Raw genomic sequence first — 17,882 nt, forward strand, 5'->3', positions numbered from 1 at the left:
CTTTTTCTCATTATATGAACAGATATATAAGACCAATTAACAAAAAGATTCCCGCCGCGGCGAGCAGTATTTTCGCAAGCTTTTCCATTTATTCTCCGTCCCCTTATATTCCGGCTGCCACCACAAATGAAAGCCCGACAGAAATGACAAATGAAATAAAGCCGACAGCCCGGTTATCATTTTCGATTTCCTGATCAATTTTAAACCGCGGAGTCAAAAACTCAAAAATAAAGTAGCTGATCAGAAGCATAACAAACCCGTAAACGCCCCAGCCGATCATTTGCAGCAGCGAATTATGCTGGGAGATGGAATGCTGAAATACGTTTGCGATCCCCAAAATTTTTCCGCCGGTCGCCATTGCCACCGCAAGATTTCCTTTTTGAATCTCTTCCCAGTTTTTATAAGCCGTCACCAGCTCAAACACAGTCAAAAAGAGGACGAGGCAGAGAACCGCGACACTGTAATATGCCGCGATTTCCACAAGCTCGTTTTCCCAAAAATCACTCATGGCCATACTCCCTTTTATTTTAGTTCAACAACCGTAACGCCTGATCCTCCCTCACCTGCTTCACCGAAACGGGAACTTTTGACGCTGCGGTGGTTTTTCAGAAGATCCTGTACGCCTTTTCTTAAAGCGCCGGTTCCTTTTCCGTGGATGATTGACACTCTTGGATATCCGGCTAACACCGCATCATCCAAGTATTTTTCAACCCGGCTTAGGGCATTTTCATAGCGTTCGCCGCGGAGATCAAGTTCAAGCGATACGTGATAGTCCTTTCCCTTGACCGCTGTAATGATTTTTTCTTTTTTTGGCTCCGGAGCTGATTTGATAAACTCCAGATCTTTTTCTTTTACTTTCATCTTTAAAATACCGATTTGGACATTCCATTCATTGCCGCCTGTTTTTTCGAGCAATGTTCCTTTTTGCCCGAAAGTGAGGACTTTCACCTCGTCGCCAGGCTTAAAGTCGCGTTTTTGCGCTTTCGGCTTCTCCGGTTTCTTGGACTTTTCAAAAGCCGGCATAGCGCCTTCTAACCGTTTCTTCGCGTTAATCAGCTCGTGATCCTTGAAGGATTTGTGTTCTTCTTTTATGGAGCGCAATTCATGAATAATGTCCTCGGCTTCTTTCATTGCCGCTTTTACTTTTTCAGCAGCCTGCTGTTCTGCCTCTTCAAGCATTTTGTCTTTTTTGCTGTTAAGCTCGATGATTTGCTGCTGCAGCTCTTTATGCAGTTTTTCCGCTTCTTTTCTGATTGATTCTGTCTCAGAAAGCTCTTCTTCCGCACGTTTTTTGCTTTGTTCCAGCGACGCAATCATCGTATCGACTTCGTTATGCTCGGCCGTCATTTCTGACTTCGCCTGCCCGATGATATGGTCCGGAAGCCCGAGGCGTTTTGAAATTTCGAAAGCATTGCTTCGACCCGGCACACCAATTAAAAGTTTATAGGTCGGTGACAGCGTTTCGATGTCAAATTCAACGCTGGCATTCATGACGCCTTCTCTGTTATAGCCGTACGCCTTCAATTCCGGATAATGCGTCGTAGCTAACACTCGTGCATTGGTGCGATGCACGTCATCCAAGATGCTCATGGCGAGGGCCGCCCCCTCCTGCGGATCTGTCCCTGCACCAAGTTCATCGAAAAGCACAAGGCTGTTTTCATTGACCTGTTCTAAAATGCCGACAATATTCACCATATGGGATGAGAACGTACTTAAACTTTGCTCAATCGACTGTTCATCACCGATATCAGCGAATACGTGCTCAAATACTGCCGCTTCTGACCCTTCATCTGCCGGGATATGAAGACCTGACTGCGCCATTAAGGTTAGCAGGCCTAACGTTTTAAGGGTGACTGTTTTCCCCCCGGTGTTTGGCCCTGTGATGACAATGGTTGAAAAATCGCGGCCAAGCTCGATGTCATTGGCAACAACCTGATCAGGCGGAAGCAATGGATGGCGGGCTTTTTTCAAACGGATAAAGCCGGTGTCGTTCATAATCGGTTTTGTCGCTTTAACCGCTTTTGCATATCTAGCTTTTGCAAAAATAAAGTCAAGCGTCTGCAGCACTTGCAAATCTAGAAATAGCTCCTCTGTATACTCTGCCGTTTTCTCTGTCAGCACACGCAAAATCCGTTCAATTTCTTGCTTTTCTTTCACTTTCGCCTGCTGAAGGGAATTGTTCATATCTACAATCGCCTGCGGTTCAATGAATAGTGTCGCACCAGAGGATGAGGTGTCGTGCACAATTCCTCCATAGCTGGATCTGTACTCCTGTTTGACCGGGATCACAAAGCGGTCATTCCGAATCGTAACAATCGTATCAGACAGCATTTTCGATGCGGAAGAGGAACGCAGCAACGACTCTAACCGGTCTCTGACTCTTGATTCGAGTGTTCTGAGCTGTGTGCGGATTCCTCTTAATGTTTCCGATGCATGATCAAGCACTTCTCCGTGATCATCGATGCAGGAATTAATGTCCCGCTCTAAATCGGACAGCGTGATAAGCTGTTCAGCATGCTGATGGATCAGCGGAATGTCGACACCGTCTTCAGCCATTTGGGTGATAAAATGTTTCATTTGTTTAACTGCATAAAGCAGGCCTGAGATTTCAGTGAATTCAGAAGGACTGAGAACGCTGCCGATTTCCGCCCGTCTTAACGCTCCTCTGATATCTACAAGGCCGCCAAATGGCGCTTGGCCTCTCAGCCGGATAATGTCAGAAGCTTCGTCTACTTCATCCAGCTGTTTTTTGATTTCGTCTATAGAAGCAGAAGGCTTAAGCTCGAGAAGCATTTCTTTTCCGAGCGATGAAGCGGCATGCCCAATAACCTGTTCTTTCACTTTATGAAATTCAAGAGCTGATAATACTTTTTGCTGCACGATTGTGTGAGCCTCCTTACTTAATCGTTGCGCTTCAGAAATGCCTCTACGTCTTTAAGCGACCGGGCATTCAGAACGTTTTTCGTTTCCGTCCATCCTTTGCGCGCGGCAGTAACGCCAGTTTTCATATCGTCTAACATCTCAATATTATGGGCATCAGTATTAATCACCAATGTAACCCCTTGTTCGTTTGCTTTCATTAAGTGCTCTGTGCGCAGATCAAGGCGCGCAGGGTTGGCGTTGAGTTCAAGCGCCGTATTTGTTTTCCTCGCAAGCTCAATCAGCTGATCAATATCGATTTCGTAACCGGCCCGTCTGCCGATAAGGCGCCCGGTCGGGTGTGCGATAATGTCAACATGCTTGTTTGTCAGTGCCGTCTCAAGCCGTTTCAAAATCACGTGTTCCGGCTGATTAAAACTGGAATGAATCGATGCAATAACGATATCCATTTCCGCAAGCACATCGTCATCATAATCGAGCGTACCGTCAGGCAGGATATCCATCTCAACGCCTTTCAAAATACGGAAGTTTTCAAACTCTGCATTCAGCGCGTCAATTTCTTTTGCCTGCTGCTTAAGTCTTTCTGCAGTAAGCCCGTTGGCGACCTTTAAATATTGTGAGTGATCGGTGATCGCCATGTATTGATAGCCTTTTTTGATGCAGGCTTCAGCCATCTCTCTGATCGAAAATGCGCCATCGCTCCACGTTGAGTGCATGTGGAGATCACCTTTGATTTGCCCGAGCTCTATCAGTTCAATGCTGTCGCTGTAGGTTTCCACTTCCTGTCCGCTTTCACGAATTTCCGGCGGAATCAGCGGCAGGCCGAAGTGCGCATAAAATTCACGTTCACTCGGAAATGTTTTGATCTCTCCGGTTTCAACTGTCTCAACGCCGTATTCACTGATCCGCTCGCCGCGTTCTTTGGCGATTTGGCGCATCTTAATATTGTGATCCTTTGATCCCGTAAAATGATGGAGTGTTGTCGGAAACTGCTCTTCCGTCACAAGACGGAAATCGACGCTTGTTTCATATTCAAAGGAAAGGATGACGGACACCTTCGTATCTCCGCTTGCGATCACGCTTTTGATGTTTGGCAGCTCAAGAAGCTGCTCTCTTACTTCAGCCGGATGATCTGTAGCAATGATATAATCCAGATCCTTCACCGTTTCCCGCGCTCTGCGGAGACTTCCGGCACGAGAAAATTTGATGATATGCGTAAATTGAGAAAGATGCTCCTCAATTTCCCGCGCGATCCGGAGGGCGTAGCCGATCGGGAACCGTTCAGGCTGTTTTCCGGCTTCCCCGAGCGCCTGTAATATTTTTTCTTCCGATTTTTTGCCGAAGCCCGCAAGACCCTGGACCTTTTGCTGCTCACAGGCTTCCTTCAGAGATTCTGCATCGTGTACGCCGAGCTCTTTATACAGCTTTGCGATTTTTTTGCCGCCGAGCCCCGGCAGCTTCAATAAAGGCACGAGTCCTTCCGGCACTTCTTTCTGAAGCGATTCGAGCGTGCTTGACTTTCCTTCATCTATATACTCTTTAATGACGCTGTACGTTCCTTTTCCAATGCCGGACAGCGACATCATATCGTCCATTTCTGATAAGCTTCGGTCGTCCTGTTCCAGAGCTGCCGCCGCTTTTCGGAAGGCGGATACTTTAAACGGGTTGTCCCCTTTGAGTTCCATATAGACTGCTATGGTTTCAAGCAGCCGGATAATATCTTTTTTATGCATACCATAACCCCCAGACGTTCACATATGTTTCCATCATACTTGAAAAAAACTTCTCCGGACAAGAGAAGTTTTTTTATGCCCCGTACTGTGTCCACAGCTCTTGTAAAAGCCCTGACAAGTACGGTGTATGGTTAATGATCACATTTGCGAGAGACGATTGCCCCATCATTTGCTGCAACGCGTCTACCGGCAGAACGGATGCGACATACAGCAGCACAAATGTAAATAAATAGACTTCTAGAAAACCGAGAACGGCTCCCAGCATCTGGTTGATTTGTTTAATCACCGGAATGCCGGCTACAATACTCAGGAACGAGCCGATGATTCTCAGTAAGATTTTAGCAATGATAAATAAAACGATAAACGCAATCGCATTATAGTACGCTGCTTCCAAATTCCCCGTAAAAAAAGAAAGAGCCGGCTGTCCCGCTGAAAAATCGGGTGCGGGAATCCAATGTAAATGCGGTGCCACGTTTTTATAGAATAAAGCCGCAAAGGCAATTGATAAAATAAAGCTCGTCAAGCGGATAAACTGCAGGATAAAACCGCGTTTTAACCCCAGTAAAGTCCCCATCAGGAGCAAGATTAAGATGATGATATCTAGCATAGTTGTTCAATCCTTTTCTTTAAGCTGACGCTCCAGTTTTTCACATTTCTCTTGTAATTTGACATAATCGTGCACCACATTTACCGCTGTCAGCACTGCAAGTTTATTTATATCAAGGTATGGATTTTTTTCATTGATTTCTCTCATTTTATCATCAACAATTCCGGCGACATACCTCATATGGGCTCTGCTTTCTTCACCGACAATCGTGAAGTGCTGGCCGTAAATGTCAACGGTTGTTTTTGTTTTTTTGCCGTCAGACAACGTTTCTCCTCCATTCCGCGAGAATCCTAGTTCTTATCATAACACGTTTATTAAATGAATGGAAAGACGAGCCTCCCGCTGTTATGATACACTGGTATATACAGTGAAAAGTGTAAAAAAAGGAGATTATTACGTGTCCCATTCAGTGATAAAAGTATCGTTGTCTGCTATTGACCAAATGAAAATGACGTACAGCGGTTCGCTTACAGCCTCTGTTCCGCAGGGAGCCGTTTTTCAGGCGAAACCGCCCGGCTGTACCATTACAGCATATCAATCAGGCAAGGTCTTGTTTCAAGGCAAAAACGCTGCGGCAGAATCCGCGCGCTGGGGAACAGCAGAGCCTCAGGAAAAGAAGAAAACGGCCAAAAAGCCGGCTGATCCCCGCTATGCCCCTCCGGCAGATATCGCCGGAATGTCTGTTATCGGTTCTGACGAAGTCGGAACCGGAGATTACTTTGGCCCAATGACGGTTGTATGTGCGTACGTCGACAAAACCATGCTTCCTTTAATGAAGGAACTCGGTGTTAAGGATTCTAAAGATTTAAAAGATCCGCAAATCATCGAGATTGCCCGAAACCTGATCAAAACCATTCCATATAGCCTGCTGGTTTTAAAAAATGAAAAGTATAACAGCATGCAGGAAAAAGGCATGAGCCAAGGGAAAATGAAAGCTTTGCTGCACAATCAGGCGATCACCCATTTATTAAGAAAATTGGATGGAGTAAAGCCTGAAGCCATTTTGATTGACCAATTCGCTGAGCCAGGCGTCTACTTCAATCATTTAAAGGGCAGAGACATTGTGAAGGAGCGGACCTATTTTAGCACAAAAGCTGAAGGTATTCACCTGGCTGTCGCCGCTGCTTCAATCATTGCAAGATATTCGTTTTTAATGGAAATGGATAAACTATCACGCGCGGCAGGAATGACGCTTCCAAAAGGCGCCGGTCCGCACGTCGATGAAGCGGCCGCCAAGCTAATCCTCAAAAAAGGGGCATCTGCACTCAGAACCTTTACAAAACTCCATTTCGCCAATACGCAAAAAGCGCAGCGCCTTGCTGATAAAAAACGCTCATAGAAAAAAGCTTGCAGATTTCTCTGCAAGCTTTTTTATCAGCCTCTTAAAACAGCTTGATATGTGTCTTCTAACGCTTTCAGCACTTTGCTGTGCGCCTTTGTCACTTCTTCTTCAGTCAGTGTTTGTTCAGGATTGACATACTGGAGTGAGAAAGCGACTGACTTCTTGCCTTCCTCCATATGCTCTCCTTCGTATACGTCAAATACGGTTACCTCTTTCAGAAGCTTGCCCCCGGCCTCTTTAATGACGCTCTCGAGCTGTCCGCTTGTGACGGTTTTATCTGTTACAAGAGCAATATCACGTGTCACAGACGGATATTTCGGAATCGCCGTGTAAACAAGAGGTGCTGTTTCTGCTGCGAGCAACGCATGAAGATCGAGCTCAAATACGTATGTTTCCTTTATATCCAGTTCTTTTTCCAATGAAGGATGGACTTGGCCGATGAAGCCGATCAGAGAACCATTCAATAAAATGTTCGCTGTTCTGCCCGGATGCAGCTGTTTGCGTTCAGACTGTACAAATTCAATGCTTTCTAGGACGTTGAGTTTGTCTAACAGCCCTTCCACAATTCCTTTGACAACAAAGAAATCAACTGGTTTCTTTTCTCCCTGCCATAGCTGTTTGCGCCATAATCCGGTAACAGCTCCTGCTACGCGTTCTATTTCAACAGGTTTTGTGTCCTCTTCCTTCGTCAGGAAAACGGAACCGACTTCGTACAGTGCAACTGAGTCAGTCTGTCTCGCGAGGTTGTAAGAAACAGAATCAAGCAGATTCGGAACAAGACTGTGTCTGAGAATGCTTCTTTCTTCACTCATTGGAAGCGCAAGCACAGTGTTCAGTGATTTTTCAATCGCAAACGCTGCCGCTTTCTTCTCGTTTGTCAACGAGTAAGTGATGGCTTGTGATAAGCCTGCGCCTTCAAGGAAGCGTCTGACTTTACGGCGTTTTGCCTGATATGCCGTTAATCCGCCTGTAGTCCCCGCTGTCTCAGGAAGCGTAGACGGAATGTTATCGTAGCCGTACAGTCTTGCCGCTTCTTCGATTAAATCCTCTTCTATTGTAATGTCGCCGCGGCGTGATGGGACAGTCACAACGAGAAGTTCACCCGCTTCACCGACCGTAAAACCGAGACGTTTATAAATGCTGATCAGTTCTTCTTTACTGATCGTCAGGCCTAGAACGCTGTTCACTTTGTCAGCAGATACGTGAATGTTATTTGCTTCGATTGTCAGGTGATCTTCCTCAACTGTTCCAGCAAGCACCTCACCGCCGGCATACAGATGGATCAGCTGCGCAGCCCGTTCTGCTGCAAGACGTACGCGCGCCGGATCAATTCCTTTTTCAAATCTTACGCTTGATTCACTTCTCAAACCAAGGTCTTTGGAAGCCTTGCGAACCGTCTGCCCGTTGAAATACGCAGCCTCAAGCAAAATCGTTTTCGTATCTTCCTGAACCTCTGACTCTGCTCCTCCCATGACACCCGCAACGGCCTGCGCTTTCATTCCGTTTGTAATAACAAGGTGATCGGCGGACAGCTTACGTTCTTGATCATCAAGAGTGACGATCATTTCATTCTCAGCTGCTTTTCTTACTACGACTTCCTTAGAGCCAAATCTGTCATAATCAAACGCATGAAGCGGCTGTCCGTATTCCAACAGGACAAAATTTGTGATGTCAACGACGTTGTTGTGCGGACGAATGCCTGCATTCATCAGCTTTGTCTGCATCCAAAGCGGTGACGGAGCAATCGTGACATTTTTAATGATTTTTGCAGTGTACAGCGGGTTCGCTTCTTGATCTTCAATTTTGACTGAAATGTAATCAGACGCTTGTTCTGAAGCAGCCGGGTAATCCGTTTGCGGAAGCTTTACCTCAGTGTCTAAAATCGCGGCAACCTCGTAAGCAACACCAAGCATGTTCATGGCATCCGCGCGGTTTGGCGTTAAACCCAGCTCAAGAATCGCATCGTCAAGCTGTAAAGCCGCTAAGGCATCGCTTCCTGTTTCAGCGTCATTCGGGAATACGAAAATGCCTTCTGCATACTCCTTCGCCACAAGTTTGCTTTCGATACCAAGCTCCTGTAAGGAACAGATCATGCCATTTGATTCTTCACCGCGAAGCTTGGCTTTTTTGATTTTGAAGTTGCCCGGCAGCACCGCTCCGACTGTTGCAACTGCGACTTTTTGTCCTTTATCCACATTCGGCGCGCCGCAAATGATTTGTACAGGGGCTTCAGCTCCGATATCCACAAGGCACTTATTCAGCTTATCAGCATTCGGGTGCTGCTCGCGCTCCAGCACATGGCCGATGACAACGCCTTTGATGCCTTCTCCTTTGTATTCAATTCCTTCAACCTCAATACCGGCTCTTGTAATTTTTTCAGCAAGAACAGCCGGGTCCATGCCTTTTAAATCAACATAATCCTCTAACCATTTATAAGAAACAAACATCCTTGCATCCTCCTCTTACGCCTGTTTAAACTGCGAAATAAATCTGACATCGTTTGTATAGAAGTGGCGGATATCATCAATGCCGTATTTCAGCATCGCGATGCGCTCAACACCCATTCCGAATGCGAAGCCCTGATATTCCTTCGGATCAAAGCCAGCCATTTTAAGCACGTTCGGGTGAACCATTCCGGCACCGAGGATTTCAATCCAGCCTGTTCCTTTACATACTGAGCAGCCGTTTCCACCACATTTAAAGCATGTCACATCCACTTCTACTGAAGGCTCAGTAAACGGGAAGAAGCTTGGGCGGAGTCTGATTTCGCGGTCTTGCCCGAACATTTTTTTCGCAACGAGTTCAAGCGTTCCTTTTAAATCACTCATGCTGATGTTTTTGTCAACGACAAGCCCTTCAATTTGCATAAATTGGTGAGAGTGCGTCGCATCATCGTTATCACGGCGATATACTTTACCCGGGCAAATGATTTTAACGGGACCTTTGCCTTCATGCTTTTCCATCGTCCGTGTTTGGACAGGAGAAGTTTGCGTTCTCATCAAAGTTTCCTCTGTGATGTAAAAGCTGTCCTGCATATCGCGCGCAGGGTGTTCTTTCGGAAGATTGAGCGATTCGAAGTTGTAGTAATCCGTTTCAACCTCTGGCCCTTCCTCGACTGTGTAGCCCATACCGATAAATAAATCTTCAATTTCTTCAACGACAACAGTGAGCGGATGGCGGCCGCCGACTGCAACAGGGTTCCCCGGCAGCGTGACGTCAATTGTCTGTCCTGCAAGCTTCTGTTTCATTTCCTCTTCTTCAAGCTTCTCGTTTTTGTCAGCAATCGCATTGGCAATACGCTCCCTTACTTCGTTCGCGAGCGCCCCCATTTTTGGACGTTCCTCAGCAGAAAGCTTGCCCATTCCGCGCAGCACTTCTGTAATCGGCCCTTTTTTTCCGAGATATTGCACCCGAATATCATTGACAACCTTCAATGAGCTTGCCGCTTCTACTTGTTCTAAAGCTTCTTGTTCCAGCTGTTTTAGCTTTTCTTCCATTTTGCATCCTCCTTTTATGTAAACAAACCGTCATATGTCTTTGGAAAATAAAAAAAACCCGTCCCTTGTACAAGGGACGAGTTGTGGCCGCGGTACCACCCTTATTTCAGACAGACTGATGCTGTCGTCAGCTTCATTGACATAACGGAATCAGATTCCGGTTCACCTTTACGCGCAGTGTACGCGGTCCCGGCGACAACTCAAGAGGTGAAGCCAATTTCCGGCTGCGTTAAAAATGCTCTCAGTCAGCGGCATTTTCTCCCTGGAAAGCAGTTGATCAGAAATTGAGGTCCTCTGTCACGGTTTTTGAAATATTATGTTCTATTATAAAGAAATCCAACGCTTGGCGCAACACTATCCTCGCAAGTGATACACGAGGATGGCAGCCGCAACCGCAACGTTTAGTGATTCAGCCTGTCCGTAAAGCGGCACGTACAGGTTCAAATCCGTTTTTTCCAGCAATGCAGCATCCACCCCTGCACCTTCATTTCCTACAATGAGTGCAAAGGATTCAGACTGAGGAATCTCCTGGTAAGGCGCTCCGTTTTGCAGCGCCGTGCCGTATACTTTTACGCCCTCTGCCTTCAATTCGTCCACATATGAAGGCAGGTTTCTTCTCACAACAGGAATATGGAAGTGAGATCCTTGAGCAGATCGCAGTGTTTTTCCGTTAAAGGCGTCCGCCGTGCCGTCACCGAGTACAACTGCATCCAAACCGGCCGCATCAGCCGTTCGAATCATTGTGCCAAGGTTTCCCGGATCTTGAACAGCGTCAATCAGCAGCACCTTGCGTGCCGTTGCCAGCTTTTCTTCAGGCATATGGCACACAGCGGCAATCTGCTGCGGCGTTTCGGTTTCAGTCACAGCTGAAAACGCATCTTCACTCAGCATATAGCACTGGATACCAGTCTCTAGATCTGAAGGAATCCTCGTTTCATCCTTTACAAGGATTTCTTTCACAATGCCCGGGCTTTTCAACGCCTCTTCAACGAGGTGTTCTCCCTCTATCAGAAATGTATTTGTTTTTGTTCGTTCTTTTTTTGTGTGAAGCTTTTTCCAATCCTTCACTTTTTGGTTTTTTGCCGATTCTATTTGTTTCACTGTCTATGTGGCGCTCCTTTTTTTAACATGGTGTTATTATATCGCAAGAACAGCACATAATAAACCAGGTGCAGGGTTAGAATATACGTATTACATTTTAGAAAAAGGAGCGTTTTACATGGATCTTAATTTACGTCATGCCGTCATCTCCAATGTCACCGGCAATAATCAGGAGCAGCTTGAGCATACAATCGTAGATGCGATTCAAAGCGGTGAAGAAAAAATGCTTCCAGGGCTCGGCGTTTTATTCGAAGTCATTTGGCAGCACGCATCCGAAAGTGAGAAAAACGAAATGCTGAAAACGCTTGAAGGCGGATTAAAACCCGCCGAATAAGACATGAAACCGGGTGACAGCGCCCGGTTTTTTTCTTATATAATAAAAACATGATGAGGGGGAACGCCATGTTTTTACAGCCGTTATTAGCGAAAAAAATTATTGCTGAAGTTAAAAAAATGTACGAACGTGAAGTCATTATTGTAAACACGGACGGTCTTATTATGGCAGGCACAAACGATGAGCGTGTCGGACAATTTCATGAGGGAGCGCTTATCTGCGCAAAAGAAAGACGCAGCGTGATTATTACAAGAGAAGATGAAACAAGGTTAAAAGGAGTGAAAGCAGGCATAAACCTCCCTGTATTTTTTGACCATGATGTGATTGCCGTCTTCGGGCTGACAGGTGAGCCTGCAGAGATTCAGCCATTCGGAGAACTGCTTCGAAAAATGACAGAACTGTTCATTAAGGAATCGCGGCACTTAGAGCAATCCCAGTGGCGTGAGAGAATGCTGGAGTCCTTTATGATCGATTGGCTGCAATTAAAGGAGTGGTCTCCCAGTTTTCTTGAGAAAGCTCAGCTTCTTGGTGTTGACCTTTCTTCCCGGCGCCAAATGATTCTTATTCAGGGGTATGAGTGGTCACGTCATGATATTGAACAAATGGCACGCATCTGGAAATCCTCGTACCCTGCGGATTTGTTCATCAGGTGGGGAAATGAACGGATTTTGATTAATCATGAAGTGCCGCAGCATGAACAAAGGGATCAGCTTTTACGGAAGATCCTTCACATTTGTTCGTTTGCCAATACCGCAAGCAGCCAATATACAGCAGCTGGCGCCGGAAGGGCTGTCGCAAGCTCCAGCCTGACAGATTCATACGAGCAAGCGGAAAAAGCGCTGGCTGTCAGCCTTAAGCGAAAAACGCCCATATTTGAAGAGGATCTGAAGCTTGATATGTGTCTGACGGAGATCAGCCCGGGAACCCGAAACGAATTTCCGCAAAGAGTATTAGGAAAGGCGCTAGAGCATCAGGAACTTATGAATACGATACGGACTTTCTTTCATCACGATTTGTCTTTGAAACAAACCGCTGAAGACATGCATATACACATCAATACATTGCGTTATCGTCTGGCTAAGGCTGAACAGCTGACGGGATTACGTTTTGACCGTACCGAGGACGTCGTCACGATGTACGTCGCACTCTATTTTTTAGATCAAGATACAAAATAGAGAGAGTTTCAGTTTCATTTTTTGTATGTTTCTCCATGGAAGGCTTTGCTTTTTTTCTTTTACAATAGATTGAAAGCGTTTTTTGACAGGGGGATGGGTGAAATGATCACCAAGGATGTAAAGGAGCAGCTGATTCAGGTCTCCGGACCAGAAAACTTTGATGACTCGAATGCCGGCCGTCTCGTCTATTCATATGATGCGACGCCTCAGTATCAGTCTATGCCTGATGCCGTGATTGCTCCGAGGAATACTGATGAAATATCACGCATTTTAACAATTTGCAGCGAACATCGAGTGCCGATCGTTCCAAGAGGATCAGGGACAAACCTGTGCGGCGGCACGTGCCCGACTGAAGGCGGACTTGTGCTTCTCTTTAAGCACATGAACCAGATTCTTGAAATTGATGAAGAAAATTTAACTGCCACAGTTCAGCCGGGCGTCATTACGTTGGATATGATCCGGGCAGTTGAAAGCAAAGGTTTATTTTATCCGCCTGACCCGAGTTCTATGAAAATATCAACTATCGGGGGCAACATCAATGAAAATTCCGGCGGGCTACGCGGATTAAAATACGGTGTCACCCGCGACTATGTTATTGGACTGGAGGTTGTTCTCGCAAATGGTGACATCATCCGCACCGGCGGAAAACTCGCAAAGGATGTGGCCGGATACGATCTCACACGTCTTTTTGTCGGCTCAGAAGGAACACTCGGCATTGTGACAGAGGCAATCGTCAAACTCGTTCCAAAGCCGGAAACAAAGAAGACGCTGCTTGCCCTTTATGAAAACATCGATGCCGCTGCTCAAACGGTATCGGACATTATTGCCGCAAAAATTATACCCGCTACGCTTGAATTTCTCGATCAGCCTACACTATTGGTGATTGAGGATTATGCCAAAATCGGACTTCCGACAAGCGCAAAAGCAGTTCTGTTAATTGAACAAGACGGGCCATTTGAAACTGTTGAACGGGATATGGAAAAGATTGAGGCGATCTGCAAAAAAGGCGACGCCGTATCCGTTCAGACCGCACAAACAGAGGAGGAAGCGTTTGCCCTGACTGAAGCCCGGCGTTCTGCACTTTCTGCCCTAGCCCGCCTCAAACCGACGACGATTTTAGAGGATGCGACCGTTCCTCGCTCAGAAATCGCCAATATGGTTAAAGCGATTAATGATATTGCTGCTAAATATGATATTTCCATCTGCACCTTTGGTCATGCGGGAGACGGGAACCTTCACCCGACATGCACGACAGACATAAGAAATAAGGATGAAATGGAACGTGTCGAACAGGCTTTTGCCGAGATTTTTGAGAAAGCGATTGAACTTGGCGGGACGATAACCGGAGAGCACGGAGTCGGGGAAATGAAAGCGCCTTACTTGGAAATGAAGCTGAAAAAAGAAGGCATTGATGCGATGAAAGCGTTGAAAGCGGCATTTGACCCCCGGAACATATTAAATCCCGGCAAAATGTTTGCGAAAGATGCCAGAAAACGTGTGGTGGCGGAAAGATGACAACAGAAAAAGAAATGAAACAGATCCAAAATGAATTTAAAGAGCGTATGGATGAAGGAGAGTTATTAAATTGTATGCGCTGCGGCTTCTGTCTTCCTTCCTGTCCGACCTATATCGAATCGGGATTTCAGGAAACACACTCTCCGCGTGGGCGCATCGCCTTAATGAAAGCCGTAGCCGACGGTATGATTGAACCGGATGAAGATGTCGAACGGTCGCTGTCACTTTGCCTCGGCTGCCGCGCCTGTGAACCTGTATGCCCGTCAGGCGTGAAATACGGACAGCTGCTTGAGGAAGCCAGAGATATTATCCACCAAAATAAAAAACACTCGCTTGGTGAACGTGTCATGCGAAAGACGGCTTTTCACGAGCTGTTTCCGCATCAAAACCGCATGCGCTCAGCTGTAAGCCTTATCGGTTTGTATCAGCGGTCAGGACTGCAAACCGCTGTGCGTAAAACCGGTATGCTTCGGGTCCTGCCTGAGCATTTGCGAACGATGGAAGCTGTTCTTCCTGATGTTCCTAAAAGCAAAGACATGAAACATCGGCCGCGTTTCCTGCCGTCCATTGGCCCCATGAAAAAACGGGTCGCCTTTTTTTCGGGCTGCTTAATGGATACGATGTTTTTACCGACCAACAACGCCACATTGAAGCTTTTACAGCTGGCAGGCTGCGACATTGTCATTCCGCCTGAACAGGCTTGCTGCGGGGCGCTTCATGGACACAGCGGTGAAAAAAACACAGGGAAAGAGCTCGCGAAACAAAATATCGCTGCTTTTGAAGCGTTAGACGTTGATGCTGTCATTACAAACGCAGGAGGATGCGGAGCCTTTCTCACTGAATATGATCATTTGCTGAAGGATGACCCTGAGTGGTCGGAACGGGCTGCTGCGTTTGTTCAGAAGCTGAAAGATTTTTCGTCCGTTTTGGTTGAGCTCGATTTCCATCAAATGGATCTAGCACTCGAGACGCCGCAGATCATTACCTATCAAGATTCATGTCATCTAAGAAATGTGATGCATACGTCACTCGAGCCCCGCCAGCTTCTTAAAAGCATAAAAGGTGCTGAATTCAAAGAAATGGAGAAAGCAGACAGCTGCTGCGGGTCAGCGGGAATTTACAACATCGTCGAAGCTGAAATGTCTATGAAAATACTGGACAGCAAAATGGCTGCCGTCAAAGCAACCGAAGCGATCCTCATTGTAACAGCAAATCCCGGCTGCCTGCTGCAGATGAAGCTTGGCATTGAACGCGAAGGACTAAGCGGTAAAGTCAGAGCCGTTCACCTGGCTGATTTGCTATTGGAAGCAGCCGGGCACAAAACATCATGAGAAAGCCCAAAACAGACATTGTTTTGGGCTTTTGTGCGTTATTCCATCGGACTGCAAATTTCGATATAATGTCCATCCGGATCAGCGATATAGGCGACCGTCTGCCCCCATGGCTTCACTTTCGGCTCCCCGATAATCGATACGCCTTGTTCTCTCATCCTTTTGATGACCGCTTCTACATTTTCAGTAACAAACCCGATTTCAAATGTGTTTGAAGCAGATGTATCCGGAATGTCCAGCGCCGTGATGTCTCTGGCGCTTTCCCGCGTATTAAGCGCCAATATCGTAGACCCTGTTTCAAATTCGACATACGTGCCGTGTTCAGCACGAATCGGCAGTCCTAAAATATCCCGGTAAAAATGAATAGCCCGCTGGCTGTCCGATACGTATAGAATAAGATATTTCATTGATAGATTCATTGCCAACCCCCCTCAGCATTTTTCAATAGTCCTTCTAGCCCGGTATAGATGCTTCCATCCTTAAGCTCGGATCTTTCCACATCTGCGCCCATTTTTTCACAGCCGCCACGATAATGATGAAGCCTAACACCAGCATGATGATAGATAATACGCCATTCAATACACTATATCCTGCTGCTTCAGGATTGAGATACACATTGCGCACCATCCAATAGCCCGCATAATTGACAGTGACATATAAGTAGGCAAGCGGGATAAGGCAAGTCAGAATGTACCGGCGTTTATCAGCGATTTTCAGCACGATGGTCGCTCCGATAATCAGCCCCACTGAAGCCATCAGCTGATTAGAAACGCCGAACAGCGCCCAAATGGAACCGATATCTCCTGAATACAGCAAGTACCCCCACATCAAACAGGCAAGCGCGCTGGCAAATACAGAGCCTGGAATCCAGTCTGTTTTCTTCAGCGGCTTATACACCTCCCCGAAGAAGTCCTGGATCAAATAACGGGCGACACGTGTGCCGGCGTCAATCGCTGTTAAAATAAAGACCGCTTCAAACATAATGACAAATTGGAAAAAGTATGAGGCCAAATGGCTGAAAAACGGCATTCCGGTAAAAATATAAGTCATCCCCACCGCAAGCGTTACGGCTCCCCCTGTTCTTCCTTCTAAGTCCAAACCGATTTCCCTGCTCAATTCAGGCAAATGTACGACATTCATGCCAAGCGTACGGAAAACCTCAGGCGTGCTGTTAATCGCAAAGTAATCAGCAGGCTGTAAAGCGGTCGCTGCAATCAGCGCCATGATGCCGACAAGACACTCAACAAGCATTGCGCCAAACGCAACCGGCTTCATATCACTCCATTTATTCAGCATTTTCGGTGTCGTTCCTGAACCGACAAAGGCATGGAACCCAGAGATCGCCCCGCAGGCGATGGTTATTGAGATGAACGGCCAGACAGGCCCTGCCAGCACCGGCCCGCCGCCTTTTACGAATTCTGTAAACGCAGGGAACGGAATGGACGGATTGACGACAAACACACCAACAATCAAAGCGATAAAAACACCGATTTTCATAAAGCTGCTTAAATAATCACGCGGAGCAAGAAGCAGCCAAACGGGAAGCGCAGCCGCAAAAAACGCGTAAACAGGAAGCGCGATTGCAAGCGTTTTCGTATCTAGCGTTAAAAAGTCACCGAGCGCGGTAGTCTGTACCCATGGACCGATAAAGACTCCTGCCATTAAAAAGAGAAAGCCGACCGTTGAAGCGAGCTTTAAATTTCCCGTTTTCTTATAAAATAAGCCCACACCCATCGCAATCGGAATCGTAATCCCTACCGCAAATGTTCCCCATGGATTACGTTCAAGCGCATGCAAGACAACCATCGACAGGCCCGCCATTGTGATCGTGATGATAAACAGCATGGACAGTCCTGTACAAAATCCTGCAACAGGGCCAAGCTCATCCTTTGCCACTTCCGACAGCGATTTTCCGTTTTTGCGCATCGATGCAAACAACACCACAATATCATGGACGGCTCCCCCAATTACCGCCCCGATTAACAGCCACAATAATCCCGGCAAATAGCCAAACTGCGCCGCCAGAATTGGTCCGACCAGCGGTCCGGCCGCTGCGATCGCGGCAAAATGGTGGCCGAACGAAACCCATTTATTTGTAGGCACATAGTCTTTCCCATCCTCAAGCACGTGAGCAGGTGTCGGCTTGTCATCATTTACTTTGAGAACCTTCACCATCATAAATGTTCCGTATAAACGATAGGCAATAGCCAAAATACACATTGACGCTATCACAATTGTAACCGCATTCATTTTCTCCCATCCCCTTTGCTGTTTTTCATAAATATATCATAATTTCATGGTGAAAAGCGGTCATTTTTTCCTATACAAAAAGCCGGCTTGAACGGGCCGGCTCGTGGCAGTTGAAAG

At 46.6% G+C, this 17,882-nt stretch carries 16 protein-coding genes and 1 pseudogene; 6 read left to right on the forward strand and 11 right to left on the reverse strand.

Annotated elements, in window-relative coordinates; translation table 11 throughout:
• Window positions 1-103: 103 nt before the first annotated feature.
• The 5 genes from MHI44_RS04865 to zapA form a co-directional block, all read right to left on the reverse strand.
• Window positions 104-508 carry a DUF350 domain-containing protein gene (locus MHI44_RS04865; RefSeq protein WP_003237674.1) on the reverse strand — a complete coding sequence of 135 codons (405 nt, stop codon included), beginning with the start codon at window positions 506-508 and terminating at the stop codon, window positions 104-106.
• A 14-nt stretch (window positions 509-522) separates the two neighbouring features.
• The gene (locus tag MHI44_RS04870; protein ID WP_181217319.1) at window positions 523-2,880 is read right to left on the reverse strand and encodes an endonuclease MutS2; all 2,358 of its coding nucleotides are present in this window, start codon (window positions 2,878-2,880) and stop codon (window positions 523-525) included.
• Window positions 2,881-2,900: 20 nt separating this feature from the next.
• Entirely contained in the window at window positions 2,901-4,613 is a 1,713-nt protein-coding gene (polX, locus tag MHI44_RS04875; protein ID WP_181217320.1) for a DNA polymerase/3'-5' exonuclease PolX, read from the reverse strand.
• A 73-nt stretch (window positions 4,614-4,686) separates the two neighbouring features.
• Window positions 4,687-5,220 carry a CvpA family protein gene (locus MHI44_RS04880; RefSeq protein WP_003229537.1) on the reverse strand — a complete coding sequence of 178 codons (534 nt, stop codon included), beginning with the start codon at window positions 5,218-5,220 and terminating at the stop codon, window positions 4,687-4,689.
• Window positions 5,221-5,226: 6 nt separating this feature from the next.
• Entirely contained in the window at window positions 5,227-5,484 is a 258-nt protein-coding gene (zapA, locus tag MHI44_RS04885) for a cell division protein ZapA (RefSeq protein WP_003229534.1), read from the reverse strand.
• 133 nt (window positions 5,485-5,617) lie between these two features.
• On the opposite strand from zapA, the gene rnhC reads away from it, so the two are divergent.
• Window positions 5,618-6,559: a ribonuclease HIII gene (gene rnhC, locus MHI44_RS04890; RefSeq protein WP_003245949.1), complete on the forward strand. Its 942-nt coding sequence runs from the start codon at window positions 5,618-5,620 to the stop codon at window positions 6,557-6,559.
• A gap of 35 nt (window positions 6,560-6,594) precedes the next feature.
• Here the strand turns inward: rnhC and pheT are convergent, their stop codons facing one another.
• Both pheT and pheS read right to left on the reverse strand, forming a co-directional pair.
• Window positions 6,595-9,009, reverse strand: a complete 2,415-nt coding sequence (gene pheT, locus MHI44_RS04895) for a phenylalanine--tRNA ligase subunit beta (RefSeq protein WP_181217321.1) — start codon at window positions 9,007-9,009, stop codon at window positions 6,595-6,597.
• Window positions 9,010-9,024: 15 nt separating this feature from the next.
• Window positions 9,025-10,059, reverse strand: a complete 1,035-nt coding sequence (gene pheS, locus MHI44_RS04900; RefSeq protein ID WP_181217322.1) for a phenylalanine--tRNA ligase subunit alpha — start codon at window positions 10,057-10,059, stop codon at window positions 9,025-9,027.
• Window positions 10,060-10,140: 81 nt separating this feature from the next.
• On the opposite strand from pheS, the gene MHI44_RS04905 reads away from it, so the two are divergent.
• Entirely contained in the window at window positions 10,141-10,347 is a 207-nt protein-coding gene (locus tag MHI44_RS04905) for a hypothetical protein (protein WP_004398812.1), read from the forward strand.
• 66 nt (window positions 10,348-10,413) lie between these two features.
• On the opposite strand, the gene MHI44_RS04910 is transcribed toward MHI44_RS04905, so the two are convergent.
• Window positions 10,414-11,160 carry an RNA methyltransferase gene (locus MHI44_RS04910; protein WP_003246182.1) on the reverse strand — a complete coding sequence of 249 codons (747 nt, stop codon included), beginning with the start codon at window positions 11,158-11,160 and terminating at the stop codon, window positions 10,414-10,416.
• 118 nt (window positions 11,161-11,278) lie between these two features.
• On the opposite strand from MHI44_RS04910, the gene sspI reads away from it, so the two are divergent.
• The 4 genes from sspI to MHI44_RS04930 all read left to right on the forward strand — a co-directional run bounded on the left by sspI (window position 11,279) and on the right by MHI44_RS04930 (window position 15,515).
• Window positions 11,279-11,494, forward strand: a complete 216-nt coding sequence (gene sspI / locus MHI44_RS04915; protein ID WP_021480275.1) for a small acid-soluble spore protein SspI — start codon at window positions 11,279-11,281, stop codon at window positions 11,492-11,494.
• A gap of 68 nt (window positions 11,495-11,562) precedes the next feature.
• Window positions 11,563-12,669, forward strand: coding sequence for a CdaR family transcriptional regulator (locus MHI44_RS04920; protein ID WP_181217323.1), 1,107 nt, complete (start codon window positions 11,563-11,565; stop codon window positions 12,667-12,669).
• A 102-nt stretch (window positions 12,670-12,771) separates the two neighbouring features.
• Window positions 12,772-14,184: a glycolate oxidase subunit GlcD gene (glcD, locus tag MHI44_RS04925; protein WP_004398865.1), complete on the forward strand. Its 1,413-nt coding sequence runs from the start codon at window positions 12,772-12,774 to the stop codon at window positions 14,182-14,184.
• The gene (locus tag MHI44_RS04930) at window positions 14,181-15,515 is read left to right on the forward strand and encodes a (Fe-S)-binding protein (RefSeq protein WP_048654947.1); all 1,335 of its coding nucleotides are present in this window, start codon (window positions 14,181-14,183) and stop codon (window positions 15,513-15,515) included. The genes glcD and MHI44_RS04930 overlap by 4 nt, the downstream gene beginning before the upstream one ends.
• A gap of 38 nt (window positions 15,516-15,553) precedes the next feature.
• Here MHI44_RS04930 and MHI44_RS04935 read toward each other — a convergent pair whose 3' ends face one another.
• The 3 genes and pseudogenes from MHI44_RS04935 to cstA all read right to left on the reverse strand — a co-directional run bounded on the left by MHI44_RS04935 (window position 15,554) and on the right by cstA (window position 17,765).
• On the reverse strand, window positions 15,554-15,922 hold the full coding sequence (locus MHI44_RS04935) for a VOC family protein (protein ID WP_225722185.1): 369 nt from the start codon (window positions 15,920-15,922) through the stop codon (window positions 15,554-15,556).
• A pseudogene (locus tag MHI44_RS04940) lies at window positions 15,837-16,026 on the reverse strand (hypothetical protein). Before MHI44_RS04940 ends, MHI44_RS04935 begins: the two are co-directional and overlap by 86 nt.
• Window positions 15,969-17,765 (reverse strand): carbon starvation protein CstA, encoded by a 1,797-nt coding sequence (gene cstA / locus MHI44_RS04945; protein ID WP_088326698.1) that lies wholly within the window; start codon window positions 17,763-17,765, stop codon window positions 15,969-15,971. Before cstA ends, MHI44_RS04940 begins: the two are co-directional and overlap by 58 nt.
• Window positions 17,766-17,882 lie beyond the last annotated feature (117 nt).

The organism is Bacillus sp. FSL K6-1366, assembly GCF_037976695.1.
GTDB classification, from domain to species: Bacteria; Bacillota; Bacilli; order Bacillales; family Bacillaceae; genus Bacillus; species Bacillus subtilis.